This is a genomic window from Oxalicibacterium faecigallinarum (genome assembly GCF_014635705.1).
In the GTDB taxonomy this organism is placed as follows: Bacteria; Pseudomonadota; Gammaproteobacteria; order Burkholderiales; family Burkholderiaceae_D; genus Oxalicibacterium; species Oxalicibacterium faecigallinarum.
This window is the reverse complement of sequence record NZ_BMDI01000001.1, coordinates 1,890,126-1,903,740: the sequence shown is the minus strand read 5'-3', so window position 1 is coordinate 1,903,740 and position 13,615 is coordinate 1,890,126. Positions and strand designations below refer to the sequence as shown.

10 protein-coding genes and 1 pseudogene are annotated in these 13,615 nt (G+C 47.3%); 6 read left to right on the top strand and 5 right to left on the bottom strand.

Features of this window, described 5'->3' with window-relative positions; translation table 11 throughout:
- Positions 1 to 92 precede the first annotated feature (92 nt).
- Positions 93 to 2,591, top strand: a complete 2,499-nt coding sequence (gene gyrB / locus IEV29_RS09085) for a DNA topoisomerase (ATP-hydrolyzing) subunit B (RefSeq protein ID WP_188380867.1) — start codon at positions 93 to 95, stop codon at positions 2,589 to 2,591.
- Positions 2,592 to 2,867: 276 nt separating this feature from the next.
- Here the strand turns inward: gyrB and drt3b are convergent, their stop codons facing one another.
- Positions 2,868 to 4,940 carry an antiviral reverse transcriptase Drt3b gene (gene drt3b / locus IEV29_RS09080; RefSeq protein WP_308632718.1) on the bottom strand — a complete coding sequence of 691 codons (2,073 nt, stop codon included), beginning with the start codon at positions 4,938 to 4,940 and terminating at the stop codon, positions 2,868 to 2,870.
- A complete protein-coding gene (gene drt3a, locus IEV29_RS09075) occupies positions 4,933 to 5,790 on the bottom strand; it encodes an antiviral reverse transcriptase Drt3a (RefSeq protein WP_188381140.1) in 858 nt (285 codons plus the stop codon). The genes drt3b and drt3a overlap by 8 nt, the downstream gene beginning before the upstream one ends.
- A 183-nt stretch (positions 5,791 to 5,973) precedes the next feature.
- Between drt3a and IEV29_RS09070 the strand changes: the two genes are divergently transcribed.
- Positions 5,974 to 6,699, top strand: a complete 726-nt coding sequence (locus IEV29_RS09070; protein ID WP_188380865.1) for a hypothetical protein — start codon at positions 5,974 to 5,976, stop codon at positions 6,697 to 6,699.
- Between the two features lie 349 nt (positions 6,700 to 7,048).
- Here the strand turns inward: IEV29_RS09070 and IEV29_RS09065 are convergent, their stop codons facing one another.
- The 3 genes from IEV29_RS09065 to IEV29_RS09055 all read right to left on the bottom strand — a co-directional run bounded on the left by IEV29_RS09065 (position 7,049) and on the right by IEV29_RS09055 (position 8,965).
- Positions 7,049 to 7,729 carry a helix-turn-helix domain-containing protein gene (locus IEV29_RS09065; protein ID WP_188380864.1) on the bottom strand — a complete coding sequence of 227 codons (681 nt, stop codon included), beginning with the start codon at positions 7,727 to 7,729 and terminating at the stop codon, positions 7,049 to 7,051.
- Positions 7,730 to 7,772: 43 nt separating this feature from the next.
- Positions 7,773 to 7,955 carry a hypothetical protein gene (locus IEV29_RS09060; RefSeq protein ID WP_188381152.1) on the bottom strand — a complete coding sequence of 61 codons (183 nt, stop codon included), beginning with the start codon at positions 7,953 to 7,955 and terminating at the stop codon, positions 7,773 to 7,775.
- Between the two features lie 149 nt (positions 7,956 to 8,104).
- On the bottom strand, positions 8,105 to 8,965 hold the full coding sequence (locus tag IEV29_RS09055) for a TIGR02391 family protein (RefSeq protein WP_188380863.1): 861 nt from the start codon (positions 8,963 to 8,965) through the stop codon (positions 8,105 to 8,107).
- 197 nt (positions 8,966 to 9,162) lie between these two features.
- On the opposite strand from IEV29_RS09055, the gene IEV29_RS09050 reads away from it, so the two are divergent.
- The 4 genes and pseudogenes from IEV29_RS09050 to IEV29_RS16185 all read left to right on the top strand — a co-directional run.
- Complete coding sequence (locus tag IEV29_RS09050; RefSeq protein WP_188380862.1) at positions 9,163 to 10,062, top strand: restriction endonuclease; 900 nt, start codon at positions 9,163 to 9,165, stop codon at positions 10,060 to 10,062.
- A gap of 63 nt (positions 10,063 to 10,125) precedes the next feature.
- Positions 10,126 to 11,331 carry a hypothetical protein gene (locus IEV29_RS09045; RefSeq protein WP_229726296.1) on the top strand — a complete coding sequence of 402 codons (1,206 nt, stop codon included), beginning with the start codon at positions 10,126 to 10,128 and terminating at the stop codon, positions 11,329 to 11,331.
- 507 nt (positions 11,332 to 11,838) lie between these two features.
- Positions 11,839 to 12,846: a PDDEXK family nuclease gene (locus IEV29_RS09040; protein WP_188380860.1), complete on the top strand. Its 1,008-nt coding sequence runs from the start codon at positions 11,839 to 11,841 to the stop codon at positions 12,844 to 12,846.
- 287 nt (positions 12,847 to 13,133) lie between these two features.
- Positions 13,134 to 13,451, top strand: a pseudogene (locus IEV29_RS16185) (IS21 family transposase); the annotation flags it as partial.
- Positions 13,452 to 13,615: the final 164 nt, after the last annotated feature.

Here is a 13,615-nt window from a genome sequence, read left to right as displayed (position 1 = left end):
AGATGGCTCGTCTGTATTGCCGTTGCGGCAACCAGGACGCCGCCTTCTTTTGTTGATAGCGAATACTCCGTAACCGATAAGTAAAGGCAGCCATGTCCGCGATCCCGAACGACAACATCCCTCCGGCACAGTCCGCGCAATACGGCGCATCCTCGATCCAGATTCTTGAAGGTCTGGAAGCGGTGCGCAAGCGCCCGGGCATGTACATCGGCGATACCTCGGACGGCACCGGCCTGCACCACTGCGTGTTCGAAGTGCTGGACAACTCCATCGACGAAGCGCTGGCCGGTCACTGCAGCGAAATCCACGTCACCATCCATTCCGACAATTCGATCTCGGTCGTCGATAACGGCCGCGGTATTCCAACCGGCGTGAAGTGGGATGACAAGCACGAGCCAAAACGCAGTGCGGCAGAAATCGTCATGACCGAACTGCACGCAGGCGGCAAGTTCGATCAAAACGCGTACAAGGTGTCCGGCGGTCTGCACGGCGTGGGTGTCTCGTGCGTCAACGGCTTGTCCAAGAAACTGCAACTCACGATCCGTCGCGATGGCAAAGTCCATCAGATGGAATTCGCACGCGGCATCCCGCAAAACCGCGAGATCGAAACCATCGACGGCCAGCTCGTCTCGCCGATCAAAGTCATCGGTGACACCGACAAGCGCGGTACCGAAGTCCACTTCTGGGCCGATGAAGAAATCTTTACCCATGTGGAATTCCATTACGACATTCTGGCCAAGCGCATTCGCGAACTGTCCTTCCTCAACAACGGCGTGCACATCAAGCTGACCGATCAGCGCACCGGCAAGGAAGAAGACTTCGCGTTTGAAGGCGGCACGCGCGGCTTTGTCGAATACATCAACAAAGCCAAGAGCGTCTTGCACCCAACCATCTTCCAGGCGGTGGGCGAGCGCATGTCCGATCAGAACACCAACATCACCGTGGACGTCTCCATGCAATGGAACGACGCCTACAACGAGCAAGTGCTCTGCTTTACCAACAACATTCCGCAACGTGACGGCGGCACACACCTGACCGGTTTGCGTGCAGCGATGACGCGCGTCATCAACAAATACATCGAAGAAAACGACCTCGCCAAAAAAGCCAAGGTCGAAGTCGCTGGCGATGACATGCGCGAAGGTCTGACCTGCGTGCTGTCGGTCAAAGTGCCGGAGCCAAAATTCAGCTCACAAACCAAGGACAAACTGGTATCGAGCGAAGTGCGTGGGCCGGTGGAAGAGATCGTCGCCAAGACGCTGACCGACTACCTGCAGGAACGTCCAAACGACGCCAAGATCATCTGCGGCAAGATCGTCGAAGCAGCACGTGCGCGCGAGGCAGCACGCAAAGCGCGTGAACTGACACGCCGCAAAGGCGTGATGGATGGCCTGGGCCTGTCGGCAAAACTGGCCGACTGCCAGGAAAAAGACCCCGCGCTGTGCGAACTCTATATCGTCGAGGGTGACTCCGCAGGCGGCTCGGCCAAGCAAGGCCGCGACCGCAAGTTCCAGGCGATTCTGCCGTTGCGCGGCAAGGTGCTCAACGTCGAAAAAGCCCGCTTTGAAAAAATGCTGTCGAGCGAACAGATCACCACGCTGATCGCCACACTCGGCACCAGCATCGGTGCGGACGAATTCAATATCGAAAAGCTGCGTTATCACCGTATCATCATCATGACCGATGCGGACGTTGACGGCGCACACATCCGTACCCTGCTGCTCACACTGCTGTATCGCCAGATGCCGCAACTGGTCGAGCGCGGCCACGTCTACATTGCGCAACCGCCGTTGTACAAGGTCAAGCACGGCAAGGACGAACGCTATCTGAAGGATGATCTGGAAGAAGCTGTCTACATGATGCAGGTTGCACTCAACGACGCCGTGCTGATCCCATCAGAAGGCGCGCAACCAATCAGCGGCGATGCCTTGTCCGAACTGGTTCGTCAGTACAACACCGCCAACGCCATCATCAACCGCCTGACCCGCGTGATCGATGGTGCCGCACTCACCGCCATCATGACCGGTGTGACGCTCGACCTCAGCTCCAGAGACGCTGCAGAGCAATCCGCTGCGCGCCTGCAAGCCGGCATCAACGAGCCAAGCGTGAAGGTTGAAGTCATTCATGATGAGCTGGCTGACAAGTTCGCTCTGCGCTTCAACCGCATGTACCACGGCAACGTCAAAGTCACCGGCTTCGATGCCGACTTTGTCGCCGGCCCTGACTACGCTGTCTTGTCCAATGCTGCAGCCACCTTCAAAGGCCTGATCGGCCCGGGTGCGATGGTGCAACGTGGTGCCGGCGACAAAGCCAAAGTCAGCGCCATCAATGACTTCCACCAAGCCATGGCATGGTTGCGCAGCGAAGCAGAACGCAACGTCGGCAAGCAGCGCTACAAAGGTCTGGGTGAGATGAACCCGGAACAACTGTGGGAAACAACCATGGACCCGAACGTACGTCGTCTGCTCAAAGTGCAGATCGAAGATGCGATTGCAGCCGATCAGATTTTCACGACGCTGATGGGTGATGATGTTGAACCACGTCGCGCATTCATTGAATCGAATGCGCTGGCGGCGGGGAATATTGATATTTAAATAAATTCGTTTGTAGGTTCTCAGAATACCTGCAATTATTCTCACTATTTGCAATGCAAGTCTTGAGGTATGAGAGCACATTTTGTAATGTGCCCACATTCGTTGAACCAAAAATAAAGCCCTGCATTGCAGGGCTTTTTACATTCTAGTCACATCAGGAATAAAGACGGCCCGCTCCTACCGTCTGATTACTCAACCCCCAGTTGATATAGGAGAAGAGTGGGCGCTTGTGTGTGGGCTGCCAACAGCCATTAAGGGTAAAGCGGAGCGCCGAGGCTAATATACCTCGCGACTGCGCTTCGCGTCTAGCTCTTTCCCAAGATTGAATTTATCGCCCCATGCCGTAAACCATTGATCATTAGACGACTGAACAGATGCAAGGCTAACTGCATCAAGACCAAAAATCTTTCCGATTTCTTCTTTAGTTTCGGCCGTGATGTAAGGGCAAACAATGAGATCGAGCAACATGATTAGGGTCTCAGCATCATCGGGACAGTGAGCCTTCATATACTCGGTTTTGGCGACAAGGTGTGTTTCAACAAATGTTTTCAACTTGGTATAACGAACTTTTCCCTTGATATAGGACAGTAGTATTGTGATCGAGAAGTGGCTCATGAAGCCACTAGGACGAACATACTCTCCAGTGTTGGCTTCCGTTTTGATTAAGAAATGACGGAGGAGGACTGATTCGGGAAGCCAGTATTCTCGACCTATTTGCGAAAGACTAATAAGAAGATAGAGACTTTCCACTTCTCGATGAATACTCATCGTCGTTTTTTCGAGCTGCTGCATGACGTTATCGTGGACGTACTTAAACAGCAAATGCTTCAGCTCATAAGGCATTACCTGAGCATGTAGAAAGTTTACAGAGATAGTAATCATCCGACAGAGCCGGATTGTGTGATTGATCTTTGGACTTGCCGAATACGCGAAAAAAGCAAATTCCATGATCGCGAGCAAGGCGTTCGAAAGGCGCTTACGGTCACGATCTGATTTATCGCTCGAAATATATGCTTTGAACAGCTTTTCAATTCTACTTTCAACTATAGCGAAAGTGTAATTCAGTAAATCGCCATAGGTTACGTTGGACTCCTTAAGTGCGGATTTGTACCTGACAATCAATCGATTCGCGTTTATAACGCAAACAAGATGTTGTTTAGGAGGAGTAGGTGGGGCGGTTGAAGCCTCCTCCTCACACACCGGATCGATCTCTTCATTCAAAAGACTTGAGATGCGCTCTTTGGCGATCGTAATCTCGGTGATGATCGGCTTTTGGTAGTGCTTAATTTTCGCGGTGTTGATACTCAGTTTTTTGGACTTGAGGATTTCTTGAAGAGTCTCGAAGATCTTTAACTGGGTGGTTTCCATATTATAGAAAACAAAGAAATCATCTACGTACCGGAAAATCTCATAATCGACTTTATGAATCAGATTATCTCTATCGGCCAATTTTTGAAGGAGTTCAGCGTCGACAGATTGCAAAATAATTTCGGCGAAAATTCTAGAAAATTCTGGTCCAATAACGATACCGTTGGTTTCCTTATGGTTTAGATTTTGCATAAGCGCATCGAATCGCCCAGCAAAAGTATTTTTCGATTCCTCCAGACCGAACTTCGTCTGATCTTTTCCCAAAATTGCCCAGGGAAGTGAGTGTGTGTAGATGCTGTCAAAGCATTTGTTTACATCAATCTGAACCAAAGCATCGTATTTTTTCTCGCTACGATGATACTCGTGCGATTCAAAAAACCGATGAATATTTCGATACTTACGGTAAACGAAATAGGAACCGATTTGCTCGTACTCACGATCTTCCTCTTCCACGCCAGTAGCGGCATCCATGCGCTCGTCGTGAAGCCTATCCTTGAAGTAGACATAGCGCGAAACTGATACAGGCCGACGTATGGAAAACTCACTGGCGGAGGTGTGATAAATGATCAGTGCGCTGTGAGTCGCATAGAAGCTCGCAACTTCTACCTGATTGCGAGGATGCACAACACTTAGCGTGCGCCCATCGAGATTGTGAGCGACACGGAAATTGAACGGAATGGTTGCCATCTCGCATCTGCGAAGAGGTACGGAGCGGCGTTCTCTCTTCTTGCCCCATTCAATTACGACATCGGTGGAAATTGGGGTGCCAGATTTAATGCCGAAAAGTAAACGCATTGTTTCATCAAGAGCACTCGTTTCACAATTCCAGTGCAATTTGCCCTTTTCGATTTCCACGCCATTGTTTCTTAAAAAGCGATAGAAACCACGATTGGAAAATGTCGGAGGTACCTCGAAAGGTAGCATGTCCGTTAATACGGATCGTTGTTTTCTATGAGTGAGAGAGACCCGCCGCTTAGCCATGTTTCCATGCCTTTACGATCATCTGAAGTTCTCTAGTGCTGAAATTATGATATCGACGTTGCTCAAAGCCAGTGGTGAATTTCAAGTGTTTCAATTGTTTTTGTAGGCTGCTTCGCTTGAGTTCTGCAATACGTATTTTTAGGCGTCTATCAAGACGCTTGAAACTAGTTAAGTCAGTCACAATTGAATTATTGAAGTAAATACCGGTGACAGCGGATGACTTACTATTAGAGAGCCGTGTGTTACCCGTCAAAAATTTTATTCGGCCGACTAATTTTCTATATGCGCCCTTGGGATCGACGGGGCGTTCTCGCCAATACTCCGCGAAAGTTGCTTTCATTCGCGCATCATATTTCACTACCTTCGCTGCGCTAGGGCTAAGCGCAATCCCAGCGGGCGTGAGATGAAAACGATAACCTAGATACTCGAACTTCTTCGGGCTGCTATCGGCCAGTTTGAGCTCCCTTGTCTTAGCTGTGTTGTGTGTGAGTCCCTCATCGGTCAAGATCTTGATAATCAGATCTTTATACGACCCTAAGTCCTTACCGATTGGCGGTCGTGCGAAGACGGCTACGATGTCATCAACAAACCGACAATACAAGACCAGGCCAGCGATTTTTCTGATCGAGTTGTCAATCCGCCTTAGATACAGTTCCGCTAAATAAGCGCTGATGCCAACCCCTCTGGGAATCCCAGTTGTGGAGCCGGAAAGTGCACCGTAGGAATTGAGAATTTGTTTGACATACTTCTTTGATGCTGGACTTAACAACTGATCGCGATCAATTTTTTCGACTAAACGCTCACGATCAATATTTTCATAAAATGAGGCGATATCGGTGCGCACAAAAATGGTCTTGAATGCTGCCGCTTATCTGTTTAAAGGTGTGAGAGCAGGCTGGATCGAAGCCTGCTGCCCACCTAGGCAGACCCGGACGGGACGATCACTATCACTACCATTTTTCATTGACCTCGCTGCATGCGATTGTCGGATGTGGGCACTGATGAATTCGCATCTTGCAGAAAGGAAGATGGAATGCGCTTCGTCCCTACATCGGCGGTCACCGTCGAAAAACTCAAGCAACTCGCCAAGAAAACCAAGGCGAAATTCAAAATAAAACACGCTGAGGCTTTGGATCGCGTTGCACGCGGTGCTGGCTACAATCATTGGCATCATGTTTTGCTATGTGCAGAAGAGTCGTTACGTCGACCGGATGGACAACTACCGCTTTTGAAAGAGTGTGAAGCTATCGTAGCTGCTGCGCAAAACGGCGAAGGAAGGCTGGTGGTTACTGGTCCGGAAGTATTGGATCGCCCGCTTATCCTATTCTCCACACCAGATGCTGACGCTTGGATCCTTGAACCAAATGAAGACAGAGCTATATGCTTGTTATGGCGTGGACAGAAGTTTGAACCAGAAATCCGTGATCACGGACGTGAAGTTCAGATTGCATGGGATGGTACTTTTGACCTTGCTGGCGATGCTTTCCTAGTAGATGTTGATCTTCCTGCAGTCGGGCAGCGCCTGATATACGGCTATCCATTACGAAAGTTAAGGGATGCACTCCATCATGCGAAGACCGTTGAAAGACTTACTGATGATCTCTTCTTCGATCGAGACACCGTCCCATTAACAGAACAGTTAATCGAAGAACTAGTAGTCATCGGGTGGGATCGAGACAGGTTGGAAGAGTATGCGAGAGAGGGAGCTGAGTATTCACCTCAACGCAATAGCTTCCTTACTCAAGTTATGACGGGTTAGAAGTCGAAGCTAGTTTTTATATCAGGATGTCTTAGGCAGTGGGATGCTAAGATTTTTGTAGGCTATGAAAAGTGAAAGCAGGGCGAACTCTTAACAAGTTGGCCCTGCTCTCGTCCCGCCCCTATCCCAATTTAGCTAAGCACTTTTCAGTTACGGGAAACGGCACCGTATCCTAGTCGGCAGAGCCGACAGGTGGTTGGCTACCAAAATTTTTCTCCTAATGCGTTGCAGTAGCAAAAGGCTAATCCACAAGGCCTGGCAAAAGCCGGAGAAACCAAGAAAGCCACGAATGGCATGTTTAAACGACCTTGGCGTGGCCGTAACGCTACAGGGTTGGTATCTAAGACTATCAGTATCCGACGTGTTCCTCAACACCTTCCAATGGATACCCGTGCTCAAGGAGTGATTTTCGGACGAGCATTTGAAGCATGAGATATTCCGCTGCTAGCAACTGATATTTGTCCTGGTTTTCACTTCTTTCTAAAGATTCGCAGTACTCCAGCAATTCATCAACCTTAAAATGCCCCACCACTTTCGTAACGAAGATATTCGTTTCTGGAAATTGCGTTTGAAATTCATCCACAAGAAGTCTTGATTGCATCAGGACACAAAATTCTCCGCGGCCTAACGCGTGCACAACCAGCTTACGAGTTGAAGTGATCTTCCTCCCACGCTGACGGCACGAGCAGGAAGTTGACTCCTTGTGACACTGGGGGCAAAAACTCTTGTTTCTGAAAGGGAAAGAAAAGATCACCTCGCCTTCCACCTTGATTAGATGAGGACGGTAGTCGCCTGACTCTTCCTTGAAGGAATGATAAATTCTAAAAGCTTTTCTACGTAATCTAGGGCCATAAATCTCAAGCAACTTTGTAAGCTGATTTTCTTTAGCTTGAGCAGCGCCGCTTTTCCAACTACTTACGATGGATTGTTGCGTCCGGCAAGCTTCAGCAATCTGCTTTTGGGTCCACCCATCGCGCAGAGCCATGCCGATTAATTGTTTGGTGTAGCGATATTTTTTATTATTTTCCATGTTGAAAAAAGAAGGCGGGTATAACGCCGCCTTCACTACTTAATTACGGGCTCTTGATCTTCTCACGCGCAACTTTTTGGGCGTGTTCTTGAAGTTGCTTACTTCGATTTCCTTGGTTTTTATCTAGGGTCTGATTGGTACCAGGCGTACCTTTGTTTTTGTTTCCGATATCTGCATCATGGTTTGGCATAGCAACCTCTCTATAAAGTGATTTAAGAGCAGTCATTTTGCTAAATCATGTCGTCGGGCGCTATTGATATTACGGCGATATTTTTATGATAAACGAAGATATTTCATCGCCAGAGATACTTCTCGAGTAAAAGAAGGAGGTCCGACTGGTTTTGCGGTGTCAAATAGCATTCTAGCGACAAGATTTTAAGTGACGCCATCTGCTGATAGTGGAGTTTGAATAGCGCATGCTTCTAAACGGAACAATTCATTTATAAGCATGAATTCATTTAATTGCTCATCGCCGTTATTTGTAGGTTCACGATGCATGCGAGCGTTTCGAAATGCCATAAACACAGACGTAAATAAACCGGCTCTCCCCTTAATTTCGCCATCGTCCGGCACATCCCACGTTAAAACTGGTGCGTCACCCAAAAAAGCTCGAGAGAAAAGCTTTGCTCCACTTTCTGAGATTTCTGTTCGTATGCGAATAACATCTTCCAAGCGACGGTATGCGGCCATAATTGCACGGTCCTCATCCTCATGAAAAGAAACCGCTAAATCTATAATCCGCTCATCGATTAATCGATAGGGGACCGCAAGTGGATAGTGGCGTACTAACTGATGATTAGGCGGTGTCAGATGGATATTCACGTCATACATGTAGTCGTACCACTTTTGCGGTCTAACAGGCTGCGTGTTTTCTAGCCATTCAAGATCACTACTCAGTAGGCATGAAAACTCAATCCGATGCATGAAGTCAGCAGAGATTTTGTATTCTTCAATTTCTACTTTATGGCGATAAAGCAAGGCAAGTGCAACGGCCAAGCCGCGAGACCCCTCTCCCGAATACCCGGAAGCAAATCCCGCTTTAATTACATATGTATCTTCAAACTGATCTTTTAATACAAAGGCATGTTCGGTGTCAGAAGTTACCAAGGACGCCTTCTCAATCACAACGCCGCCTTGAATTAGTCGCGTAAGTGCCTGCAAACAGGATTCCGTAATTCCATGAAGTCCATGATATTGGGTCCCCGCTAAGTCTGTACTAACAAGTCGCTGCTTCATCTTAATTCGTCTAATTGTTGGGCATATCATGAGCATGCTGAGTACTCATGTACGCACGTGATTAATGGGAGCGGGATTTGCAGAGATAAGCTTCAACGCTGGTAGAAGTATCGTGCCAAATGGCCTAAATTAATTGTGTAATGACAATTTTTTATTTACATTTGGCTCTTTGAATATGTTGAGCGAGTGTAATAGAGATGGCAGAAGTCACCAAAAGACGTACGGGCGAGTTTCTACGAAAGCTGTTTGAGATTCTCATACAAGCGCCAGATGGGCTCCCTGCTCAAGACGCGATCGCCGAATTATCTAATCGAGTCACATTGACTGATTACGAGGCCGGCAGCTACGAGTCTGGTGGCCGCCGATTCGACAAAATTGTCCGGTTCGCGACCATTGACTGCGTCAAAGCAGGCTGGCTTTTAAAGCATAAAGGCAATTGGTCAGTGACTGAAGAGGGTATTGCTGCTCTCAAACGAATGCCTGATCCAGAGGATTTCTATCGTACGGCAGTTAAGCTCTATTACAAATGGAAGCAGGCTCAGCAGGGTGCGATAAGCGAATCGACAGATAGTGCTCCAGACGTTGAGAACGCACCAGAAAAAGAAACCAGCATTACATTCGAGCACGCAGAAGAACAAGCTTGGAATGAAATCGAAAAGTATCTCCTCGCGATGAATCCTTTCGATTTCCAAGACTTGGTAGCGGATCTTTTGAAAGCGATGAGTTACCACGTTTCTTGGGTATCTCCCCCTGGCAAAGACGGCGGCGTTGATATTTTGGCTTATACCGATCCGCTTGGCACTCGTCCACCCAGAATCAAAGTGCAAGTCAAACGCGTCAGTCAAAAGATAACGAGTGATACGTTAAGAGCTTTTATCTCGCTGATCGGTAATGAAGACGTTGGGCTTTTTGTATCTACGGGAGGCTTTACCAAAGACGCGGAAGATCTAGCTCGAGTACAGGAAACGAGAAAGATCACATTAATCGATATGAATAAGCTAATCGACCTTTGGATCGAGTTCTACGGAAAACTAGATGATGGTGCACGCCGTCGCCTACCGCTTACTCCAATATATTTTCTGACTCCTCAAACCTAGCGATTGATAAAAATGGAGTCGATAACTCGAGAGCAGTTATACGATCTGGTATGGTCTGAGCCCATGCTGAAAGTGGCGAAACGCTTTGACGTTTCCTCCAGCTACATGGCCAGGGTATGTACTAACTTGAATGTGCCTAGACCCGCCAGAGGCTATTGGGCCAAGTTGGCAGTCGGCAAGGTAATGCCTAAGCGCCCTCTTCCCGAAGCAAGTCCTATACATGATCAAGTGTGGCGTAAAGATGGCATAGGCACGAGAGTTCCTCTAAGCCGTCTACCTAAAGCGCCAGTACCACGGCTCCGACATATCCCACCAATTCACGATAAGAAAAAGACTCACGAACTTATCGTTGGGGCGAAGGAACACTTCGAGTCAGGCAGGCTGTCTTACCAAGCCGATTATCTGAAGCCAGCTAAAAGACTTTTGGTCGATCTGGCAGTAACAAAGCCAGGACTTGATAAAGCCCTATCGTTTGCCAACGAACTTTTCTTGGAGCTGGAGAGGAGAAGTCATCGCGTCGTTATCGCTTCTGTTGAAGAGCGATTTCATCGAGAGCAAGTAGATGAGCGTGAAGATCAAGCAGGGTTAAAGTCCTTTAATAACCTCTGGACACCGGGCCGCAGCACAGTGGTTTACGTCGATTCCGTTGCTATTGGTCTCACCGTTATCGAGATGTCAGAAGAGGTAGACGTTCGATATGTGAAAGGTGAATATATCCGTGAGTCGGAATATGTATTTCCAAAAGGTCGGAGAAATTGGAGTGAACATACTTGGACAACTAAGAAGCACTTCTCAAGTGGGAGGCTATGCTTACAAGTCTATTCCCCATACTGGCTGGCGAAATGGAACAGAGCTTGGCGAGAGACCAAGAATAATGATCTTGTAGGACGAATCCCAAGCATCGTAAAAGAACTCGAAAAGGCCGCCACAGAAATTGCAAAGTTGGTAGATGAGGGGCAGCGTAAGGAGGAGTTGGAGCGACAGCGACGAGAACTGGAATGGGCAGAGTATGAACGTAGAGAATCGGAGCGTAAGTATGTTCAAGCTCTAAAAGACAGTAAAGAAGAGCTCCTAAAAATCATTAACAAGTGGACGGAAGAAAAGCATACTGAGAACTTTCTGAATGAAGTCCAGCTTCGTTGTGAAGAGTTAGGCGTGGAAGAGCGTAAGCCGCTATTAGAAAAACTAGAGCTAGCAAGAAAATCTCTTCAGGGTTCAAGTGCCCTCAAGATGCTAGCCAAATGGAGAGCTCCACTCGAAAGAAAGTAACTACAGAAATTACGTGAAGATCGACGCTGGGTTAAATGCATGCTCTTTCGTTTGTGATTCAGTACTCGCTATTTAATCTTACTTCCAATCTTTCACTTCTATGGATATCTATGAGCCACTACCGTCGCGTAGCTATTGAGACCTTTCGGAATCCTGGAGAATCTTCGTCTAAATCACTTCGTGCCCGTCCGTTACTTGGCCAAGGGTTAGATGTTGGAATGAGAGTGGAGTGCTCTTCGAAAATGAGAGACAGTCATCCTCCTGGAACCGTGTTCATCATCCAAGCAAGGGTTACAGACCGAGAAGGAGGTTCCTCATTTCTCTATACCCGCTTTGATTGGCCCTACGAAGTCATAAGTCGCGAGAAGGCGCAAGCGTGTATTGCCAGTGGTGAGCTAGGTTAGCACTCTCTAATTCTAATAAATATTTAGAGTCTTACTTCCGCTAGTAAGAGTTGAGTAGATTGCTGCTTACTATTAGTAATCGTAACTAAAGGACATCTTTCCTATGCTCTTAAGCATAAATACAAAAACCAAATACGCCGAACGACGCCGTACGAAAAGACTGCAGTCCTTTGGTTTTGATGAGCTCGCTCTACAGGCTGTTTTCTTTAGAACTCTTGATCGGTTGTTTCCCGATGATAAGCTGATCCTTTTGACTCAGTCTCGCGCTTGGCAGGAAGAGCCGGATTTGATGGCGATTGATAAGGATGGCAATCTCTTTATATTTGAGCTTAAAGTCTGGGAGTCTCGAAGTGACAATCTCCTGCAAGTACTTCGCTATGGGCAGCTATTTGGTAATGCAAAGTATGCGGACCTAGATTCCTGGTACAGAAAGTTTAATGGTGATTCGCAATCCCTTGAAGCCGTTCATGCGTCTAGGTTCGGTGTGTCGTTGCCAAGAGAAGCCTTTAATACAAAGCAGACTTTTGTAGTCATAACCAATGGTTTAGATCGTAGAACGCGAGAAGCGGCGCGTTACTGGCGCTCATGCGGGCTTGATGTGCGGCCTTGGGTTTACCGTGTGTATGACGGTGCACCAGAAGAAATGCTGCTGGAAATGTCAGCGTTTAGAGTGGGAGATAATCCTTACGAGGATTTGGCAGAAGGCTACTACATACTCAACACTAATATCAGTAACACGCAGGAAGATCATGATGACATGGTTGCGAATGGTAAAGCAGCTGCGTACTTCGATCCATGGAAATTCAAAATAGAACGGCTTGTAAGAGGCGATGTTGTTTTCTTATACCAATCAGGGGTGGGTATAGTTGGAGTGGGTGAGGCGGATGGCCAGCTCCAAAAACAAGCATATCAAGGCGATCCTAAGCATAAGGATGAGGAATATTTTATGATGCTCAACCGCTTTGAGCGAGTGTCTCCTCCATTGACTGCCGCTGAAATTAAATCAATTACTGGAATCAATCATAGGTTTATGAGCACAATGTTTGGACTTGACGCCGAGAGTGGTAAAGCAGTGCGTAAATTTCTGTATGAGAAACGTCGTGACGGCTAGTCTTATGTATTGTGAGAATTAGATAGGTTTTTTTCATCTATTCTGAGAATTTCTTGGGATCAATTCTCAGAATAGATGGGTAAACTCTTTGATTCTCATAAAGCGTGATTCCATGTATTTTGAGAACCTACATCGTTTTTGCCGGATGTCAAAGTTAATACAAAAAAGCGACCTTGAAGGTCGCTTTTTTAATGATTTGTTGAATGTTGTTTTGCACCGCGAACTGACCCATGTATAGGCCACAACAATCCCATTTACTGAAGTGAGTGTGGAGAATGAAGTGATCGGTGGCATTACTTCGAATCATTCGACGCTGGCACCTACGTGACCAGGTTTCATTGAGAGAGATCGCAAGACGATTAAGGATCTCTAGAAACACCGTCAGACGCAACTTAAGGGTTGAATCAGTAGAGTCCACCTACGGTAGCAGGCAATCCGGAACATTGCTCGATCCCTATGCACTCAAGTTATGAACTTGGTTGAAGACCGAGGCGGCGAAGTCATGCAAACAAAAAAGGGCGTTGAAGCAAATGCACATTGATTTGTATGCACTGGGGTATGAGCGCTCTTACGATCGAGTAGCTGTCTTTGCTAGGCAGTGGAAAGTGGATCAATTCGAGATGGTCAATTCAGCGAATAAATATCTACACTAAGAAAACTAGCTAATTTTTGTATAAATTAAATACATATTAATGCAGTACATATTAAGTATTAAAAACTGTATTTTTAAATATATATACGGTATCTTATGAGCATGCCTAGAGGAAAG